Source organism: Salmonella sp. 741265116_PST (genome assembly GCF_046567715.1).
In the GTDB taxonomy this organism is placed as follows: domain Bacteria; phylum Pseudomonadota; class Gammaproteobacteria; order Enterobacterales; family Enterobacteriaceae; genus Salmonella; species Salmonella enterica.
Genome location: NZ_JBKFPH010000013.1, coordinates 22,778 through 42,037, shown reverse-complemented (window position 1 = coordinate 42,037; position 19,260 = coordinate 22,778). Strand labels below are relative to the sequence as shown.

Below are 19,260 nucleotides of genomic sequence, written 5' to 3'. Positions count from 1 at the left end.
GCCGGTTAAATGTATGCAGGAAAATATTTCAGTAACACACGCCCGGAACCTCATCGCCGACGACGCCGGAAGCGAGATCCAGGCGATGCTGAGTCAATTGCTGGAAATCTACGATGTTAAAACGCTGGTGGCGCACCTTAACGGCCTGGGCGAACAGCACTGGAGCCCGGCCATCTTAAAGCGCGTAATGATGAACGCGGCATGGCATCGTTTGAGCGACAATGAACTCACCTGTCTTAAAACAGAGTTGCCGACGCCGCCAGCGCATCATCCGCATTACGCCTTTCGCTTTATCGATCTCTTCGCGGGCATCGGCGGCATTCGCCGCGGATTTGAAGCGATAGGCGGACAGTGCGTGTTTACCAGCGAATGGAATAAGCACGCGGTACGGACATATAAAGCGAACTATTTTTGCGATCCGCTGCAACATCGCTTTAATGAAGATATCCGCGATATCACATTGAGCCACCGGGAAGGGGTCAGCGATGATGAGGCGGCGGAACACATTCGCCAGCATATTCCGCAACATGATGTCCTGCTGGCGGGCTTTCCCTGTCAGCCATTTTCTCTGGCGGGCGTTTCCAAGAAAAATGCGCTGGGCCGCGCCCACGGCTTTGCCTGCGAGACTCAGGGGACGTTATTTTTTGATGTCGTAAGAATTATCGACGCTCGCCGCCCCGCGCTGTTTGTGCTGGAAAACGTGAAAAACCTTAAAAGTCACGACCAGGGCAACACCTTCCGCATTATTATGCAAACGCTCGATGAACTGGGATATGACGTGGCGGATGCCGCTAACAATGGCCCGGACGATCCGAAAATTATCGACGGGCAGCACTTTCTGCCTCAGCATCGGGAACGTATTGTGTTGGTGGGATTCCGCCGCGATTTAAACCTGAAAACCGATTTTACGTTACGCAATATCGCCCGTTGTTATCCACCGCGCCGTCCGACGCTGGCAGAACTGCTGGAGCCCGTCGTCGAAGCCAAATATATCCTGACGCCGGTGCTGTGGAAATATTTATATCGCTACGCGAAAAAGCACCAGGCGCGGGGAAACGGTTTTGGCTATGGCATGGTTTATCCTGACAATCCGGAAAGTGTGGCGCGCACGTTATCTGCTCGCTACTACAAAGATGGCGCCGAAATTCTGATCGATCGTGGTTGGGATATGGCGAAAGGCGAAGTGAATTTCGACGATGCTGGCAACCAACAACATCGTCCCCGCCGACTCACGCCGAGAGAGTGCGCGCGTTTAATGGGATTTGAGGCGCCGCAAACGTACCAGTTCAGGATACCTGTCTCGGATACGCAGGCCTATCGCCAGTTTGGCAACTCCGTGGTGGTGCCGGTATTTGCCGCGGTAGCAAAGCTGCTGGAACCCAAAATTCACCAGGCGGTGACGCTGCGTCAGAGAGAGACGGTAGATGGCGGACGTTCACGATAAAGCCACGCGCAGTAAAAATATGCGCGCGATAGCGACCCGCGATACGGCTATTGAAAAACGTCTTGCCGGCCTGCTAAGCGCGCAGGGGATTACGTTTCATACTCAGGACGCGGCATTACCGGGCAAGCCGGACTTTGTGGTGAATGACTATGATTGTGTGATTTTTACTCACGGCTGCTTTTGGCATCATCACCACTGTTATCTGTTCAAAGTACCGGCCACGCGGACGGCTTTCTGGTTGGAAAAAATCGGTAAGAACGTTGAGCGCGATGAGCGCGATATTCAGCGTTTACAGGCGCTTGGCTGGCGGGTACTGATCGTCTGGGAGTGCGCCTTGCGCGGGCGAGCGAAATTGAGCGACGCGGCGTTGGCGGAGCGCCTGGAAGAGTGGATCTGCGGCGGCGGCGCCAGCGCGCAGATCGACACCCAGGGGATTCATCTACTGGCGTGAATCTTCCGTTTTACACGGCGTGACCACTGCCCTGGCGGGACACAGGTACTTACCCAGAGTCACCAGCACTACGGCAAACACAATCACACCCAGCGCGGCCCATTCAACGGGCGATAACCTTTCGCCGCCCAGGCCAGTGCCAAGCAACACGGCGACAACCGGATTCACATAGGCGTAGCTGGTCGCCAGCGCCGGACTGACGTTGCGAATCAGGTACATATAGGCATTAATGGCGATAATAGAACCGAACAACGCCAGGTAGCCGACGGCCATAAACCCCGATAAACCAGGCAGCGTGGTGAGCTTTTCGCCGGAAAGAAACGCCGCGCAAAGCAATACCACGCCCGCCGCCAGCATTTCAATCGCGCCCGCCATCATGCCTACAGGGAGGGCGATGCGCGAGCCGTAAACGGAACCAAATGCCCAGCTCATCGAACCTATCAGGATCAACATCGCGCCCCACGGATTGCCGCTTAAATTGCCGCCGCTGTTCAGCAGAATAATCCCGGCAAGTCCAATGGCAATCCCCACCCATTCTAATTTGCGCGTTTTAATACCAAAAAAGTAGCTAAAGCACAGCGTAAATAGCGGGACAGTGGCGACCACGACGGCAGCAATGCCCGATGGCACGTTTTGATGCTCCGCCACCGTCACCAGACCGTTACCCACCGCCAGCAGCAGTAGACCAATCAGCGCGGCGTTGATGGTCTGGCGTAGCGGCGGAAGTTTTTCGCCGCGCAGCAGCAAAAACGCCATGAGCAACATCCCCGCCGAGAGAAAACGTACGCCTGCCATCATCAGCGGCGGCCAGCTTTCAACGCCTATGCGGATAACAAAATAGGTAGACCCCCAAATGATGTACAAGGCAAAAAGCGCGCCAAAAAGAGGTAATAACTGCCGGAAACGCATAATCACTCACGGTGAAATAAAAAGGGTGAATATAGTAAACGTCAAAATTATTATGCTGGCGAGCATTATAATTGTCCTTTTGGAATAAAAAGGCGTTGACCCGCGCCGCCGGTTTCGGCATTGCGCGTTTTGCTACATACTTAACGTCTTAGAAGAAAAGACCGAGGAAATCATTTTGGCAGGAAGTAGCTTACTGACATTACTCGACGATATCGCCACGCTGCTGGACGATATTTCGGTAATGGGCAAATTGGCCGCGAAAAAAACCGCGGGCGTACTGGGGGACGACCTGTCGCTCAATGCGCAGCAAGTGACCGGCGTTCGCGCTAATCGCGAGCTGCCAGTGGTATGGAGCGTGGCGAAAGGATCATTAATCAACAAGGTTATTCTGGTGCCGTTGGCGCTGCTGATAAGCGCATTTATCCCGTGGGCCATTACGCCTTTATTAATGTTAGGCGGCGCGTTTCTCTGCTTTGAAGGGGTAGAAAAAGTCCTGCATACCTTTGAGGCGCGAAAACACAAAGAAGACCCGGCGGAGCGGCAAAAACGTCTTGAGGCGCTGGCTGCGCAAGATCCTTTGGCCTTTGAAAAAGATAAAGTAAAAGGGGCGGTCCGTACCGATTTCATTCTGTCCGCTGAAATTGTGGCCATTACCCTGGGGATTGTCGCGCAGGCGCCGCTGCTTAATCAGGTGTTGGTGCTGGCGGGGATTGCTTTGGTTGTGACTATTGGCGTGTATGGCCTGGTGGGTATTATTGTCAAACTGGATGATATGGGGTACTGGCTGGCGGAAAAGCGTAGCGTGTTGGCGCAGGGCGTCGGTAAAGGATTACTGATTACCGCGCCCTGGTTAATGAAAGCATTATCCATTGTCGGTACGCTGGCGATGTTTCTGGTCGGCGGCGGGATTGTCGTACACGGTATTGCGCCGCTACACCATGCCATTGAACATTTTGCGCAGCAGCAGGGGGCTTTCATGGCGCATACGATCCCTGCGGGGCTGAATCTGGTGCTCGGCTTTATTATCGGCGCCATTGTGGTGGCGCTGGTGAAAGGTGTGGCGAAAATTCGCGGTGTTTCGCACTGATTTTCTACAATGAATTATGCAAAATTGCCCATCCTCGTCTAAGGTGAAAACGTTTCATCTGATACAGGAGGCAGGTATGGTCTTTTCTGTCAGTGAGGAAGTTACCGTGAAAGAGGGTGGGCCCCGGATGATCGTCACCGGTTATTCCAGCGGAATGGTAGAGTGTCGCTGGTATGATGGTTTTGGCGTAAAGCGGGAGGCATTCCATGAGAATGAGCTCGTGCCAGGCAAGGAAAGGCGCGTGCGGGACGAAGCCCGATGACAAAACGCCCGGTTAATGCCGGGCGTTTTGCTGTGGAGAAAAAGAGTCGTCGCGCTGCGACATGCTGCTACCTGGTTATGCCAGGATTGAGTGGTATCCCTTGATGTCTGGCTGCCGCAAGCCATCAGGGGGCGTTGTATCAATAACCAGGAGTTACCAGGGTGCCGCACGAAACACTGTTAGACAATCAAGGCTGGTTTAAAAAGCTGGCGCGGCGTTTTGGTCCCGGTCATGTCGTCAACACCTGTTTTCTGATCGTGATGCTGTTCTCGACGCTACTTACCTGGCGGGAGGTGATAATACTGAAAGACGCGTATGTCGCCAGTCAGCGCAATCATCTGGGGAGCGTCGCGAATGTCCTTGACCGCCAACTGCAATTCAACATGGATAGGTTGATCTTTTTACGCAACGGTATGCATGAAGCGCTGGTGGCGCCGCTGGCTTTTTCCGCATTGCAAAGCGCGGTGATGCAATTTGAGCAACGACGCGTCAGACATTTCTGGCAACTGGAGCTGGATAAGCGGCGGACATTGCCGTTATATGGCGTTTCCGATCAATTTGTCGCCCGGACGACGCTTCTTTCGCGGGAGAGTCGTGACCTGGCAAATGAATTAACCGCCACTCTGGAGTTAGGGTATCTGGCGCGTCTGGCGCGCTCATCCGCCATGCTGACGCTGGAGACGATGTATGTTTCTCGCTCAGGGTTTTACCTCTCAACTCTCCCTACGGCGTACGGTAGCGATATTGTCTCCCGTTACTATCAGTACGTGACCCAGCCCTGGTTTATCGAGCAAAGCCAACGGCGTAACCCACAGCGCGGCGTGCGGTGGGTTACCTCCGCACAGCCCTATGTTGCTGACGAGCAGAAAAAAGTGACAGCCAGTCTACCGCTGGATCACGATAATTACTGGTATGGCGTACTGGCAATGGATATTCCCGTTGCGTCATTACAGCGGTTCCTGCGCGATGCGGCCGAAAAGGATATTGAAGGGGAATATCAGCTATACGATAACCATCTCCGTTTGTTGACGGACTCCGCGCCGGAACAACAAACCGCGAATACGTTAAATGACCGTGAGCGCGCCTTACTGGCGCGTGAAATAGAAAAAGATACCCTGGGCGGGCTGCGTTTAGGAACGCATTATGTAAGCTGGGAGCGGCTGGATCATTTTGATGGCGTCCTGCTGCGCGTGCATACATTACGTGAAGGCATACAAGGGAATTTTGGCAGTATTAGTATCGCGCTGACGCTGTTATGGGTGCTTTTTACGGCGATGCTGTTGATCTCCTGGGGCGTTATTCGACATATGGTCAAAAACATGTTTGTTCTGCAAAATTCGCTGCAATGGCAGGCATGGCACGATCCGCTGACCCGGCTGTATAACCGTGGCGCGCTGTTTGAAAAAGCGTCCAGGCTGGCAAAGCGCTACCGGGAAGCCCGCCAGCCATTTTCTGTGATACAGCTGGATTTAGATTATTTTAAAAGCGTTAACGATCGCTTTGGCCATCAGGCAGGCGATCGCGTGTTGTCCCATGCCGCTGGGCTCATTGGCAGCACCATTCGAGCGCACGACATCGCCGGACGGGTAGGGGGCGAAGAGTTTTGTATCGTGCTGCCTGGCGCGACGAAAGCGCAGGCGCTGCAGATTGCCGAACGCATACGCCAGCGCATTAATGACAAAGAGATTCTGGTGACGAAAAGCACGACGCTTCGTATCAGCGCGTCAATGGGGATTAGTAGCGCGGAGGAATACGGCGACTATGATTTTGAGCAGTTGCAGTCGCTGGCCGACAAACGGCTTTATTACGCCAAACAGTCCGGACGTAACCGTATTTGCGCCAGCGACGCGACTCAGGAGCGGGAAAAGAAATAGTCCATTCCTTCGCGCCAGCCATCCGGCCCTTCGTTCTGGCTACGGTAGACGCGCTGAGGATCGTCGTTACGCAAATGTACGCCCTCCCGGTTTAGCCCTTTAACGACAACCGCATAATCCATCACATCCAGTAAAGGCGCATCATTGGGGCCGTCTCCTAGTCCCAACGTCAGAGGACGCGCGCGCCACTGCCGACGATATGCTTCTATCAGCCAGTTAGCAGCCTGATCTTTACCGGCGGAGGCGTCCAGCACATGCCAGAAACGGGCGCCATGGACAAATTGCAGTCCCAGGTCATTTAAATGGGTGACAAACTGCGCCATGCGTTCATCGCTATCGCGCCAGATCAGCGACACCGACGCTTCATGCAGACGGGTTAGGGCAGACTGTGCCCGGTTTAGGCCCGTCCATTCGCTTATCACCTGATCGTCAACGTCATCAAATGTGGTGAACTTAAACTGTTCCTTTTCACGCAACTTATGCAGGACGAGGCGGATTTCGTTGTGAGAAATACCGGCTATCAGGCGGGGATAGTTGGGATGGTCTTCCCAATGAACGTCCAGTTGGATCACCGCGCCGTTTTCCGCAATCAGCGGCAGTCCCTGTAGATTTAACGTCGTCTGGAGCTGGAGCATTTCAGCCGCGGTTTTACTGCTACAGAGGATCACGGGCACGCCGCTTTCATGCAGGCGTGTAAGCCAGGGAGCCGCGGGCTGCCACTCAAAAGTGTGGCTGTTCAGCAATGTGCCGTCCAGATCGGTAAAAATCAGCAAGGGGTCATGGATTGAGAGCATTTTTTCCTCATTTTCCGTTGCAACGGCGGGCTTATTTCCAGGAAAAGTCCTAAAGCACACCCGAAAGAAGTCGAACGCTAACTGGAACCGATCCCGTCGCTTCCAGGCAGCACATGCGTTGTCACACTTTTGCTACCGAACTATTAGCGCACTTAATCATTCATGTAAAAAATATTTACTTGTCATGCAAAAAAATTGCAGATAAGGTAAATCTCACATCAGATTTCCTGGTGTAACGAATTTTCAAGTGCTTCTTGCATAAGCAAGTTTGATCCCGACCCGTAGGGCCGGGATTTTTTTCGGCCATTTTTAACGGTTTACTTCTGTTACACTAAAATCATGAATATCCAGCTCGAATGCTTCAGCTAATTCATGCCATGTATGATATTCCCGTCCGTCTACGTTCACCCGCTCAGGATCTTCCTGGCTACGGTGAACCTCGCTTTCGCTGATTTCATTGATGGCCGCCAGTAGCGCATCTACATCGACGCTCACTTCGCGCTTGGCCGTATCACTGTACTCTTTTGCCGTTTTCATCTTCACTACCTCACGGGTTCCTGACAGCCTAAGTATAGACCGTTGAGAAAACCAGCAAACACGCCGGCAAGGCGCTGTCAGACGCAGAAAATTGTTCTACACTGGCACAAAGCGACAGGAGGAAAATGATGAAGGTGAATGATCGGGTAACCGTTAAAACGGACGGCGGTCCCCGCCGACCGGGCGTGGTACTGGCAGTGGAAGAATTTAGTGAAGGCACAATGTACCTGGTTTCGCTGGAGGATTACCCGCTCGGCATCTGGTTCTTCAATGAGTCAGGTCACCAGGATGGTATTTTTGTCGAGAAGGCGGAGCAGGACTAATTGAGCCGGACTGGAGGTACATTGCCAGTCCGGATGTCTCAGCGCATGTTAACAAAAATGCCGTTAGTGACGTTATCTGTCAGCCGCACTACGTGATAGATCACTTGTTTATTATGCGTTTTTATCTTTCTTTTTATATTCCCCTTATGGGAGGATACTGTTTTTGCTTTAATATTCATTCTGTCAGAAATCTGAATGGTTCCCTGACCTTCCATCCACATTCGCAACATGCTGGATTCAGTTCGACTTAACGATAATGTTGGTAAATTTATGGTTCCTGAAATACCCGACTCTTTTTTCAGAATATCGCCAAGAATGGTATCCAGCGAGTCAGGTTTAATCGATTTCGAGCTAATCAATAAGTTTTTTCTTACTAATAAATATTCATCAAAATGCACATTAGCAATTGCCATAAAAACAATAAATAACGTGTCAGGATGTTGATTAATGATTTGCTTTATTTGTTGACTGTCTGAAGGCGTATGAATGAAACAGTCCTCATTAATAAACACCACCGAAGGCTGATGCGCGCCACAAGCGATAGCGAGTTCGTCAACGGTTTCGATGTCGTTGATTTCCCTTTTTTTCACCCCTCTGCTGACCAGATACCCGCTTAACCCTAGCCGGGTGTAACTGCATAAATCCATAATAATCGTTGACATGGCATACCCTCACTCAATGCGTAACGATAATTCCCCTTACCTGAATAACTCACCATAATCAGACGGAACACGAATAGTCACCTTAGACAACGCTTACGCGGTTTTTCAGGCGAACTTACTATCCCGTAAAGTTACATATAATTTGCCAGGAATCATCTTAAAGTAAAGTGAATGTTGCGTTATGTGAGTGAAGTAAAAACAAATAAGGGGCAGCGGATATATCCTGGTGAATGTTTTTTAAAATTTATTTTCGGATAAACCTTAGTAAAACAGGATAAAAATCATGGGTTATTATTTATCGGCATCTCGCTAACAATATCAGCAAGCAAATTGAAAATTTCGCTGAATAAATGTTCGCAAAACGGCGCAATTAATGGCATTAGCGCGGCCATCAGCATAATGCCGACGGTGAGGGTAAGCGGGAAACCGATAACAAATATCGAGAGCTGCGGCGCCATGCGGTTTAATAGCCCCAGCGCCAGGTTGAGCGTAAGCAGGAGGGTAATGACCGGCAATGCCAGCATCAGTCCGTTTAAGAAAATGAGTCCTCCGGCCCTGGCGAGCGCCATAAATGCATTACTGTTCACCGGGTTACTACCGATGGGCAGAGTATGGAAGGTATCGACCAGCAGCGAAATAAGCCACAAATGGCCATTAAAGGTGAGAAACAGTAGCATGGCGAGCATATCCATAATACGCGCCAGAACCGGCATATTCAGGTGGCTGCCCGGGTCGACGAAGGTGGCAAAGGAAAGCCCCATTTGCAGACCGATAAACTCACCTGCGGTACGCACCGCCGCAAAGGCGAATTGCATGGTAAATCCCAGCGCAATACCGATCAGAATTTGTTGCATCGCCAGCCATAAGGCGGCAATAGAAAAAAGCGGCGTATCGTTTGCCGGTAGCGACGGTGCGATAACGAAGGTAATCATTATTCCCAACCCCAGTTTTACCCGCTTGGGTATAGCGCGCTCGCTGAGAATGGGTGCCGTTGAAATCAGCGCCAGTACGCGCAGCAAAGGCCAGAAATAGAGATGCAGCCAGTATAGCCATTGCTCGCTTGTAACCTGTATCATCGTTCTGTTTATCCGATGATATAAGGTAAATTGCTGAACAGAGTGCGTACGTAATCCAGCAGCAGGTTGAGCATCCACGGGCCGGCAACGATAATTGCGATGAATACCGCGACGATTTTAGGGATAAACGACAGCGTCATTTCATTAATCTGAGTCGCGGCCTGTAAGATGCTGATAATGAGGCCGGTAATCAGCGCGACGAGTAACAGCGGCGCAGCCAGGGCGAGAGCGACTTTCATCGCCTCGGTGCCCATCATCATGACGGATTCAGGAGTCATTTTGCGCCTCTAACTGTAAAAGCTTTGGGCCAGCGACCCCACAAGCAATTGCCAACCATCGACCAGCACAAACAGCATCAGCTTAAACGGCAGGGCGATTGTCGCTGGCGGCACCATCATCATCCCCAACGCCATCAATACGCTGGCGATCACCAGGTCGATAATCAAAAAAGGGATGAAAATCGTAAAACCGATCTGAAACGCCGTCTTTAATTCGCTGGTGACATAAGCGGGCAGGAGGATACGCATCGGTACTGCTTCCGGTCCCTGTAACGGACCGCTATTGGCCAGACGGGCAAACAGCGCCAGATCGGCTTCGCGGGTTTGGCGCAACATGAACGCGCGTAACGGTTGCGCGCCTTTATCCAGCGCTTCCTGCATAGAAATTTTCTGCTCGCTAAACGGCTGGTAAGCGTCCACGTAAATCTTGTCAATGACGGGCGACATAATAAAAAAGGTCAAAAACAACGCCAGTCCGAGTAACACCTGATTTGGCGGTGCCGAGGGCGTGCCCAGCGCGTTACGCAACAGGCCAAAAACAATGATGATACGCGTGAAGCTCGTCATCATCAGTAAAATCGCCGGCAGAAACGTCAGCGAGGTGATGAAAACCAGCGTCTGGACGGATAATGACCAGCTTTGGCCTCCGCCCGCTAATGGTTGGCTGATAAGCCCCGGCAGTTGCGCAGCAGCGACGGGACTAAAAAGCCACAGACCCGCCAGAGAAAGGAATAACAAACGGCGCATCAGGATCTCCCGGAACGCTTGAGTAAGCTCTTCATCATGTTCTGGAAATCCGCCGGTGGGGCAACGGGTGCTTCCGTGTCATTCTCCGCGGGCGGCAGGGTGTGCAGCAGGTTGATCTGCGAGGCGGTCACGCCCAGTACCAGACGCGCATTTTCGACCTCGACAATCACCACGCGTTCGCGCGGGCCAAGCGAGGCGCTGGCTGACACCTTGAGCCCCCGGACGCTATTTCCTTTGGGCGCGAATCCCATACGCTTAATCACCCAGGCCGCCGCCAGAATGAGCGCAATAATGCCAATTAATGCGCCGCTCACCTGCATGAGCGGCGATCCGGCTGGCGCGGTGGGCTGAGAAACCGTGGCCTCTGTCTTCATCATTAACGACTCAAACGACGCATACGCTCGGATGGCGTAATAATATCGGTGATACGTACGCCGTATTTATCCGCCACGACGACCACTTCACCCTGGGCAATCAGGTAGCCATTAATCAGGATATCCAGCGGCTCGCCGGCCAGCCCGTCCAGCGCGACGACCGACCCCTGCGTCAGACGCAACAGTTCTTTAATGGTCATTCGCGTGCGGCCCAGCTCTACGGTCAGTTTGACCGGGATATCCATAATCAGATCGATATCCTGCATAGCACCGCTGACATCGCCGCCGCCAAGCTGTTGGAAAACCGCGTCGGCGGCGCTTTTAGTGGTGGTCGCTTTTTGCTCGTTTAACGCGTCAGCCCACAGATCATCCAATGCGCCAGTATTCTCATCGGACGGATTATTCATGTCACTCATTTGGGCTGTTCCTCATTCAGCGAATTCAAAATTGGGTTGATCAAATGTTCTACGCGTAGCGCATACTGTCCGTTTACGGTGCCATATTGGCTGGTGAGTACCGGAACGCCGTCCACATGAGCAATAATGCGGTCGGGTTTTTCAATCGGCAGTACATCGCCGGGTTTCAGCTTCAAAATCTGGGAAAGACGTAACGGAATATCGGCAAAATTGGCCACCAGCTCCAGTTCAGAGTGCTGAACCTGGCGTACCAGGTTATCACGCCAGTTCTGATCTTCATGGCGCGAGTTTTCCAGCGGCGGATTCACCAGCAGCTCACGCAGCGGCTCGATCATGCTAAATGGCAGACAGATGTTAAATTCACCGGTCAGATTGCCGATCTCCACATGAAACGGCGTATTGACGACGATATCGTTCGGCGAGGTGGTGATATTGGTAAATTTCACCTGCATTTCGGAACGCACATACTCCACTTCCAGCGGATTAATGGCTTTCCATGCGTCGCTATAGCCTTCCAGCGCCAGTTTCAGCATACGGTTGATGACACGCTGTTCCGTATGGGTAAACTCGCGGCCCTCGACTTTGGTCGGAAAACGGCCGTCACCGCCGAACAAGTTATCGACGGCAATAAACACCAGACTCGGCGAAAACACCACCAGCCCGGTGCCGCGTAGCGGCTTCAGGTGGATCAGGTTCAGGTTGGTCGGTACCGGCAGGTTACGCGCAAATTCGTGATACGGCTGAATACGTATGGCGCCCACGGTAATATCCGGGCTGCGGCGCAGCAGGTTAAATAATCCCATCCGGAACTGGCGTGCGAAACGCTCGTTAATAATCTCCAGCGCCTGCAAGCGTTCACGCACGACGCGACGCTGGGTATTGGGATCGTAAGGGCGAATATCGCTATCGCTTGCGATACCGGGAGTGGGTTCGTCTTTGGTGTCGCTGTCGCCGTTCAACAGCGCGTCGATTTCAGCCTGAGAAAGAATACTATCGCCCATATCGTTACCGCAGAATAAAAGCTGTATAAAGCACGTCAGTGACGACCTGTTTTGGTTGTCCGGCAACGAGCGGCGCGGCCAGCGTCTCTTTAATGGCGGCAATCAGTTTTTGTTTGCCAGCTTGTGTTGAGAGCTCGGCGGCATTCTGGCGGGAAAACAACAACAGCAGACGGCTGCGCACTTCCGGCAGATATTCATTTAATCGCGCACGCGTCGCTTCGTCTTTCAGACGCAGGGTCACGCCGATATACAACACGCGATCCGCATCGCCCAGATTGACGGTAAACGTATCCAGCGCAAAAAATACCGGCGCAGGCGGCGGAGCCGGTTCCGCTGTAGCGTTCGTGGTCGGTTGCTGCTGCATACGCCAGTAGCTATAACCGGCGGTCGCGCAGGCGGCGAGGGTAATCAACACCAGCAAAGGTATCCAAATCGAGCGTTTGCTCTTTTTGTTAATCGCGGAGTCAGTCATCTAATACGGGCTTCCTGTTTCGGTACTGCTTATTGGCTGATTATCCCGTGTCCTGTCCACGACAAAGCGTGGAAAAGACGCGGATAATCATGCTACCTCTGGCGTTAGGCGAAGATATCCACTGCGCCATTGCCGCGCGCGGCGGTCTGAAGCGAGGCCGGCGCCGCTAACGCTATGTCATCTTCAGCGCCAAACGCGTCCGGGTGTTGGGCGCGGGCAGACTGCTGTTGCGATGAAGACTGCTGCTGTCCGGCAAAGCTTTCGCTACTGATACTGCTTTGTCCCAACTGAATGCCGCTTTCCGCCAACTGAGTGCGCAACATGGGTAGAGCGGCTTCCAGCGCGGCGCGGACATGGCTGTGCGGCGATACCATCTGGAGCTGCGCCTGATTGTCATCCAGCTTGAGCGAAATATGCACCTGACCTAACTCTTCCGGATGCAATCGAAGCTGCGCGCTTTGCTGTCCCTGACGCGTAAATAACATGACCTGCTGACTGAACGTTTGCTGCCATTCATGGCTGCCTAACGGCGCGCTGAGTACCGGGGCTGAGGCGACAGGTAGCGGTTGCGGTTGCGCCGTGGCGCTGCTGAGCGTCGGCATTGCCGCGCCATGCGTTACTGGCGCGGACGGGCTATCCACCTCCACTTTCGCGCTGGTCGCGGCGGCAGCAACCACCAGCGGCGTCAGTGATGGCCCCGTGGCGCGATCGTCGCTGGCGCGCGCAAGCGACGCCTCGGTTTTCCCTTTTTCATGCTCGCTAAAAGAGAGCGTATGTGTCTCTTCCTGCGGCGCCGATGGCATGTCGCCGCGCAACAGTGACGGCAAGGCGATGTGATTTTCAGCCGGCGTCTCTCCGGCGACAGGCGTCGCGACAGGTAGTCCGGGCAGCATGGCGAATAAAGCGCTCAGACTGGCAAGATCCTCATCGCTCAGCGCGGGCGTTTTCTCATCATGCTGCGCCGTTTTACTCAATGCGGCCAGGGCGCTGGTTTTCAACGATGGCGTTAGCGTAGACAGTAGATGCTGCGCTTGTGTCAGATCGGTAAGCGTTTCATCCGTCGCATTCGCTTTTTGCGCCAGCAGGTCGGCAAGCTTCGCCGCCTGGCCCGGCTCGCCATGTTGGGTCAGTAACCCTTTCGATAATTTGCCGCCTGCCGCCTGTAAATCGGCCAGCGTGATGCGGGCGTCTTTGCCCTGTGCGCCGTCTGCGCCTAACGCGCCCGCCAGGAGCGCCAGAAAGTCCTCGGCTGAACCGGTGGTTTTTCCTGACGTCAGACCCGCGGTCATGTCGGTATCGGTGGTGATCAGTTGGGGCAGGGTGATCATTCGGGTTTCCTCATTGCTGCACGCTGAGCAAATTCATCCATCTTTTTCTGATCCATGCGGTTTTCAGCTAACAGCGCTGCCGCGGTTTGTCGGTCCTGTAAGGTTTGCCAGGCCTGAAGTCGCTGCTTTTTCTCACGCCAGCTCTTCAGCGCCAGGTCGACTTTTTGCGTCCACTGCGTAAGCTGGAGGCGATGCTGCTCTATCGCCTTTTCCAGTGTCTGAATAAACTGCTGATAGTTGATCCAGCGATTACTGGCGATGCCGTTGCCCATATCGGTGTTCAAATTACTGCGATACTCATTCTGATAATCGATCAGCATTTTGAGCTGTTCTTCCGCCTGTTGGCAGCCGCGACGCATTTCGCCCAGTAAACGCGCCGCGTCATCTACCTCTTTTTCGGCCAGATCTTTGAGTGTTTCCAGAGCGCCATGTTGTGCCATGATCGTCGCCTTCCTGCTTTATCACACCGTCGGGAAAATTAAATCGAGCGCCTGCAGAGAGTCTTCCCAGTCGGCCCGTTCAAAAATGCCTTGCTGTAAAAACGCTTCCAGTTGCGGCCATAAGGTAATGGCTTTATCGAGCATCGGATCGCTGCCTTTGGCATAGGCGCCGACGCTGACCAGATCGCGGTTACGCTGGAAACTGGAAAGCAACTGTTTAAATAGCCGTACCCGCGCATAGTGCTGCTCGGTAATGAGCGCGGTCATCGCCCGGCTGATTGACGCCTCGATATCAATGGCCGGATAGTGCCCGGCCTCCGCCAGACGGCGGGACAAGACAATGTGCCCGTCGAGGATTGCGCGTGCCGAGTCGGCAATGGGATCTTGTTGGTCGTCCCCCTCGGTCAACACGGTATAAAACGCGGTGATAGAGCCGCCGCCGTGGATGCCATTACCGGCACGTTCGACCAGCGCCGGCAGCTTTGCGAACACCGAGGGCGGATAACCTTTGGTGGCTGGCGGTTCGCCGATTGCCAGCGCAATTTCACGCTGCGCCATCGCATAGCGCGTCAGCGAATCCATAATCAGCAACACATGCTGTCCGCGATCGCGAAAGTCTTCGGCGATGCGGGTGGCATAGGCGGCGCCCTGCATTCGCAGCAGCGGCGAAACATCCGCCGGGGCGGCAATCACCACCGAACGCGCGCGACCGTCGGGGCCGAGAATATTTTCGATAAAATCTTTAACTTCGCGGCCACGTTCGCCGATAAGTCCCACGACAATCACGTCCGCCCGCGTGTAGCGCGCCATCATGCCAAGCAGAACCGATTTACCGACGCCGGAACCGGCAAAGAGTCCCATACGCTGACCGCGCCCTACGGTTAACAACGCGTTGATAGCGCGTACGCCGGTATCCAGCACATGTTCGATTGGCGTTCGCTGTAGCGGGTTAAACGGCGGCGTGATTAACGCGCCGGTTTCCAGCGTATCCGGCGCAGGCAGTCCGTCGAGCGGTTTACCGCCGCCATCCAGCACCCGACCAAGCAGGGCCGGGCCGAGCGGTAGCTGTTTGCCGCTTTGCAGACCGTCGCCATGCCCGTTACGGGCGTAAACGCGGGCTCCGGGCAGAATGCCTTCGACCTCTTCCAGCGGCATTAAAAACAGACGCTGGCCATTAAAACCGACGACTTCCGATTCCACCTCTTTGGTTTCAGGGCCGTCCTGGCGCTCAATAATGCAGGTGGCGCCCAGCGGAAGCTGGAGACCGGTGGCCTCCAGTACCAGGCCCGTGGCGCGGGTTAAACGTCCATAACGACGCACCGCCGGCAATAACGCCATTTTTGCTTCAAAGTTGTCGAGCGCGGTAAGCCAGCGGGTCAGGCGCGTGGTCATCAGAGCACTCCCGGCGCCGCCAGGCGACACAACTCTTGCCAGCGAGTGGCGACGCTGGCGTCCAGATCGCCCTCATCGGCAGAGACTTTACACCCGCCGTGATGCAACGTTGGGTCCCCGCGCAACCGCCATCCGTGAAGACTGAGCGTGGCGCCCAGCATCTCTTCCACCCGCTGTAAGTCGTCCGGATGCACGCGCAACTGCGGCTTGCCGCTAAAGAGCGGCTCTTGCTGCAACAGTTGTTGGATCTGTTTAATCAGCGCTGAGTTGTCCACCGCCGGCGTTTGGCCGATGACCTGACGCGCAGCCTCCAGGGCCATTTGCATCAGCCGTGAGGCGATAACGCTATCGAGCGCGTCAAGCGTGTTCTGAAACTCGCTCACTAACTGCTGCATACGGGCATGAATCGGCGCCTGCTGCGTCTGCGCCTGGGCTTGTCCTTGCTCCAGCCCCTGCGCTAACCCTTCCTGGTATCCCTGCGCGTGTCCTTTTTGCCGTCCCTCCGCCAGCCCGGCGTTATAACCTTGTTCATGGGCCTGTATTTTTAGCTGCGCCAGCTCCTGCTCCAGCTGCTGTTCGGCAGTGAGTTCGGGCTCCGGCGTATCGTCTGTCAAGGTCACGTTATCAGCCTCAACCGGCACAAACGTTTCTGGCGGCGGGGCGAGATCGTCGGGGGTCCAGACTTGCCACGGCAATTCATTAGACATAGGTATCCTCGCCGCTGCCAATCACCATTTCGCCGGTTTCCGCCAGACGACGCACAATAAGCAGAATCGCTTTCTGCTCGTTTTCCACCTGAGACAGACGAACCGGGCCACGGTTGGCAAGGTCGTCGCGCAGGATATCGGCGGCGCGCTGGGACATATTGCGCAGGAACTTCTCGCGTAATGGCGGTTCGGCGCCTTTCAGAGCGATCAGCAGCGATTCGGAATCCACTTCCTGCAGCAGACGCTGGATACTGCGATCGTCCACATCCACCAGATTTTCGAACAGGAACATCTCGTCGATGATTTTCTGCGCCAGTTCGCCGTCGAATTCGCGCACTGCGGTAATAACCGCTTCTTCCTGCTGCGTTTTCATCAGGTTGATAATTTCTGCCGCGGTTCTTACGCCGCCCATTTTGCTGCGTTTCAGGTTCTGACCGTCGAGCAGGCCATTCAGCACTTCGGTCAACTCCGCCAGCGCCGCCGGCTGTACGCCGCCAAATGTCGCGATACGCAGCATCACATCATGACGCAGACGCTCGTCAAACAGCGCCAGAATATCGGCGGCCTGACTGCGTTTGAGGTGGACCAGAATGGTGGCGATAATCTGCGGGTGTTCGTCGCGAATCAGGTCGGCGGCACTCTGCGGTTCCATAAAGTTGAGCGTTTCGATACCGCTGGTGGTATCGCGCGTTTCCAGAATATCTTCCAGCAGGCTGGAGGCGCGTTCTTCGCCCAGCGCTTTAATCAGTACGGAGCGCAGGTATTCGTTGGCGTTGATATTCAGCGCGGCGAACTGCTCCGCTTCTTGCTCAAACTCTGATAGTACGTCCGTCAGTTGTTTGTTGGAGATCTGACGCACGTTAGCCATCGCCGTACTTAGCGCCTGCACTTCGCGGGTGGAGAGGTGTTTAAACACCTCTGCCGCCCGGTCTTCGCCAATGGTCATCAACAAAATGACGCTTTTATCGATACCGCTAAGATTACTCATGATCGTTACTCATCCACTGGCGAATGACCAGCGCCACTACGCGCGGATCGTTGTCTGACATTTCGCGAATACGCTGGCTCATCACCTCAGCGCCCAGACGCTGGTTAGCCCGGCGTTGCTGGAGCTGCTCGTCTTTGCTAAGGCGTACTTCCACGGCTTCTTCGGTTTCCTGGCGAACCTGTGCCTGTTCCTGCGCCGCTTTCGCTTCTTCAACGCGGCGCGTCAACTGCGGACGTACCGCTTTGCGCCACAGAATCCAGGCCACCACCAGCACCAGTAACCAACGACCTGCCGCGAGCAACTGATCAATAAAGGACTGCTGTTGCCAGAAGGGCAGTTCGCCGCCGGTTTCATCCACTGCGCTAAACGGTGAATTCACCACGTTTAGCGTATCGCCGCGTTTATCAGAAAAACCCATCGCCTCACGGGTTAAATTCTCGATCTGTTTCATCTGATCGGCGGTCAATGGCAGCGGTTTGCCATCCGCCAGCGTTTTGTAATTCACCACGACGGCCACGGAGAGACGCTCAATATCGCCCACATTCATTTTGGTGTGACGAATGGTGCGGTCCACTTCGTAATTACTGGTTTCATTACGCTGTGTATTGCGCGGGCCAGCGCTGTTACTGTTGGTACTGGTGCTGGTTTGTAGCGTATTCTGCGCGTTTTGTTGATTGGTCGGCGGCGTGGCGATCGGCGCCTCGTTAGGCGGCGCTGGTTGGTTCGACAGCGCGCCAGGCACGCCGCCGGGATAGCCCGCGCCTACCTGTTCGCTAATATTCAACTGACGTGAACGCAGGGTGGCCTTCGACGCATCGCCGTTCGGGCTGTAGTGCTCTTCCGTCTGTTCTTTATTGGCAAAATCCAACTGGGCGGTTACCTGAGCGTGAACATTACCGTTCCCGACGATAGGCGACAGAATGGCTTCGATACGGCGTTGGATGCGGCTTTCCACATCATTAGCAAATTTTAATTGCGCGTCATTAAGGTCGCGACCGCTGGTATTGGATTGCGTGAGCAGATGACCGGATTGATCGACCAGAGTGACGTTTCCTGGCGGCAAACCGGCGACAGCGCTGGAAACCAGATGTACCACAGCGCTAATTTGTCCTTCATCCAGCGCCCGGCCCGGTTCCAGTGTGACGGTGACGGAGGCGGAAGGGGATTTTTGTTCCCGCACAAATAGCGACGGCTTTGGCATCGCCAGGTGAACGCGGGCGCTTTTTACCGGACCCAGAGTCTCGATCGTCCGGGCCAGTTCACCTTCCAGCGCGCGCTGATAATTCACCTGCTCGCTGAACTGACTGATTCCGAATTTTTCCTGATCAAGCAGTTCAAAGCCTACCGCGCCGCCTTTAGGCAGTCCCTGCTGCGCCAGACGCAGACGCAGTTCATGCACTTTGTCGGCGGGCACTTCAATCGCGCCGCTACCATTGGCAAAGCGATAGGGGATATTCATCTGGGTCAACTGCGCGACGATCGCGCCGCCGTCCTGATCGGAAAGGTTGCTAAATAGCGTGCGGTAATCGGGCGTTTTGGCCCACAGCACCATCGCAACGACGATCGCCACGGCAGCGGAACCCGCCACAATTAACGGAATTCGGGGATTCGCGCGTAGGCGATTAAGCCACTCGAGAGGTTTAGGTTGGGTTGCAGCCGATGCAGTCGCACTCATCTCGCACCTCGTGACTGATCGTG

23 protein-coding genes are annotated in these 19,260 nt (G+C 54.4%); 6 read left to right on the top strand and 17 right to left on the bottom strand.

Going from position 1 to position 19,260, the window contains the following annotated elements:
• The first annotated feature begins 13 nt into the window (after window positions 1-13).
• Window positions 14-1,444, top strand: a complete 1,431-nt coding sequence (locus tag ACLD11_RS11200; RefSeq protein ID WP_411014910.1) for a DNA cytosine methyltransferase — start codon at window positions 14-16, stop codon at window positions 1,442-1,444.
• The gene (locus ACLD11_RS11195; protein WP_219558732.1) at window positions 1,425-1,895 is read left to right on the top strand and encodes a very short patch repair endonuclease; all 471 of its coding nucleotides are present in this window, start codon (window positions 1,425-1,427) and stop codon (window positions 1,893-1,895) included. The genes ACLD11_RS11200 and ACLD11_RS11195 overlap by 20 nt, the downstream gene beginning before the upstream one ends.
• On the opposite strand, the gene yedA is transcribed toward ACLD11_RS11195, so the two are convergent.
• The gene (gene yedA / locus ACLD11_RS11190; protein WP_411014909.1) at window positions 1,884-2,804 is read right to left on the bottom strand and encodes a drug/metabolite exporter YedA; all 921 of its coding nucleotides are present in this window, start codon (window positions 2,802-2,804) and stop codon (window positions 1,884-1,886) included. The genes ACLD11_RS11195 and yedA overlap by 12 nt on opposite strands.
• Window positions 2,805-2,973: 169 nt before the next feature.
• Here yedA and ACLD11_RS11185 point away from each other — a divergent pair, with 169 nt between their 5' ends.
• The 3 genes from ACLD11_RS11185 (at window position 2,974) to dgcQ (ending at window position 6,027) form a co-directional block, all read left to right on the top strand.
• A complete protein-coding gene (locus ACLD11_RS11185) occupies window positions 2,974-3,891 on the top strand; it encodes a DUF808 domain-containing protein (RefSeq protein WP_411012200.1) in 918 nt (305 codons plus the stop codon).
• A 76-nt stretch (window positions 3,892-3,967) separates the two neighbouring features.
• Entirely contained in the window at window positions 3,968-4,153 is a 186-nt protein-coding gene (locus ACLD11_RS11180; RefSeq protein WP_000232161.1) for a YodC family protein, read from the top strand.
• Between the two features lie 161 nt (window positions 4,154-4,314).
• A complete protein-coding gene (dgcQ, locus tag ACLD11_RS11175) occupies window positions 4,315-6,027 on the top strand; it encodes a cellulose biosynthesis regulator diguanylate cyclase DgcQ (RefSeq protein WP_411014908.1) in 1,713 nt (570 codons plus the stop codon).
• On the opposite strand, the gene ACLD11_RS11170 is transcribed toward dgcQ, so the two are convergent.
• On the bottom strand, window positions 6,006-6,821 hold the full coding sequence (locus ACLD11_RS11170; RefSeq protein ID WP_023137972.1) for a mannosyl-3-phosphoglycerate phosphatase-related protein: 816 nt from the start codon (window positions 6,819-6,821) through the stop codon (window positions 6,006-6,008). The two genes, dgcQ and ACLD11_RS11170, sit on opposite strands and share 22 nt — an antisense overlap.
• 309 nt (window positions 6,822-7,130) lie before the next feature.
• Window positions 7,131-7,358, bottom strand: a complete 228-nt coding sequence (yodD, locus tag ACLD11_RS11165) for a YodD family peroxide/acid resistance protein (RefSeq protein ID WP_079944175.1) — start codon at window positions 7,356-7,358, stop codon at window positions 7,131-7,133.
• A 128-nt stretch (window positions 7,359-7,486) separates the two neighbouring features.
• Here yodD and dsrB point away from each other — a divergent pair, with 128 nt between their 5' ends.
• Entirely contained in the window at window positions 7,487-7,681 is a 195-nt protein-coding gene (dsrB, locus tag ACLD11_RS11160) for a protein DsrB (protein WP_000867218.1), read from the top strand.
• 38 nt (window positions 7,682-7,719) lie between these two features.
• On the opposite strand, the gene rcsA is transcribed toward dsrB, so the two are convergent.
• From rcsA to fliF, 14 genes are all read right to left on the bottom strand, one after another.
• Entirely contained in the window at window positions 7,720-8,343 is a 624-nt protein-coding gene (gene rcsA / locus ACLD11_RS11155; RefSeq protein ID WP_000103971.1) for a transcriptional regulator RcsA, read from the bottom strand.
• 281 nt (window positions 8,344-8,624) lie between these two features.
• Window positions 8,625-9,419 carry a flagellar biosynthetic protein FliR gene (gene fliR / locus ACLD11_RS11150; protein WP_108638430.1) on the bottom strand — a complete coding sequence of 265 codons (795 nt, stop codon included), beginning with the start codon at window positions 9,417-9,419 and terminating at the stop codon, window positions 8,625-8,627.
• Window positions 9,420-9,427: 8 nt separating this feature from the next.
• A complete protein-coding gene (gene fliQ, locus ACLD11_RS11145) occupies window positions 9,428-9,697 on the bottom strand; it encodes a flagellar biosynthesis protein FliQ (protein WP_000187355.1) in 270 nt (89 codons plus the stop codon).
• A gap of 9 nt (window positions 9,698-9,706) precedes the next feature.
• Window positions 9,707-10,444: a flagellar type III secretion system pore protein FliP gene (fliP, locus tag ACLD11_RS11140; protein WP_001253414.1), complete on the bottom strand. Its 738-nt coding sequence runs from the start codon at window positions 10,442-10,444 to the stop codon at window positions 9,707-9,709.
• Window positions 10,444-10,821 (bottom strand): flagellar biosynthetic protein FliO, encoded by a 378-nt coding sequence (fliO, locus tag ACLD11_RS11135; RefSeq protein WP_000978276.1) that lies wholly within the window; start codon window positions 10,819-10,821, stop codon window positions 10,444-10,446. The genes fliP and fliO overlap by 1 nt, the downstream gene beginning before the upstream one ends.
• Window positions 10,821-11,234 (bottom strand): flagellar motor switch protein FliN, encoded by a 414-nt coding sequence (fliN, locus tag ACLD11_RS11130; RefSeq protein WP_001282115.1) that lies wholly within the window; start codon window positions 11,232-11,234, stop codon window positions 10,821-10,823. Before fliN ends, fliO begins: the two co-directional genes overlap by 1 nt.
• Window positions 11,231-12,235 (bottom strand): flagellar motor switch protein FliM, encoded by a 1,005-nt coding sequence (gene fliM / locus ACLD11_RS11125; protein WP_000502811.1) that lies wholly within the window; start codon window positions 12,233-12,235, stop codon window positions 11,231-11,233. The genes fliN and fliM overlap by 4 nt, the downstream gene beginning before the upstream one ends.
• 4 nt (window positions 12,236-12,239) lie before the next feature.
• Window positions 12,240-12,707 (bottom strand): flagellar basal body-associated protein FliL, encoded by a 468-nt coding sequence (fliL, locus tag ACLD11_RS11120; protein ID WP_411012189.1) that lies wholly within the window; start codon window positions 12,705-12,707, stop codon window positions 12,240-12,242.
• Between the two features lie 104 nt (window positions 12,708-12,811).
• Window positions 12,812-14,035: a flagellar hook length control protein FliK gene (gene fliK, locus ACLD11_RS11115; RefSeq protein ID WP_411014907.1), complete on the bottom strand. Its 1,224-nt coding sequence runs from the start codon at window positions 14,033-14,035 to the stop codon at window positions 12,812-12,814.
• Entirely contained in the window at window positions 14,032-14,475 is a 444-nt protein-coding gene (gene fliJ, locus ACLD11_RS11110; protein WP_000046981.1) for a flagellar export protein FliJ, read from the bottom strand. Before fliJ ends, fliK begins: the two co-directional genes overlap by 4 nt.
• A gap of 21 nt (window positions 14,476-14,496) precedes the next feature.
• Window positions 14,497-15,867 carry a flagellar protein export ATPase FliI gene (fliI, locus tag ACLD11_RS11105; protein WP_000213257.1) on the bottom strand — a complete coding sequence of 457 codons (1,371 nt, stop codon included), beginning with the start codon at window positions 15,865-15,867 and terminating at the stop codon, window positions 14,497-14,499.
• A complete protein-coding gene (fliH, locus tag ACLD11_RS11100) occupies window positions 15,867-16,574 on the bottom strand; it encodes a flagellar assembly protein FliH (protein ID WP_000064158.1) in 708 nt (235 codons plus the stop codon). The genes fliI and fliH overlap by 1 nt, the downstream gene beginning before the upstream one ends.
• Entirely contained in the window at window positions 16,567-17,562 is a 996-nt protein-coding gene (gene fliG, locus ACLD11_RS11095; protein ID WP_023202361.1) for a flagellar motor switch protein FliG, read from the bottom strand. Before fliG ends, fliH begins: the two co-directional genes overlap by 8 nt.
• Entirely contained in the window at window positions 17,555-19,237 is a 1,683-nt protein-coding gene (fliF, locus tag ACLD11_RS11090; RefSeq protein WP_023202360.1) for a flagellar basal-body MS-ring/collar protein FliF, read from the bottom strand. Before fliF ends, fliG begins: the two co-directional genes overlap by 8 nt.
• Window positions 19,238-19,260: the final 23 nt, after the last annotated feature.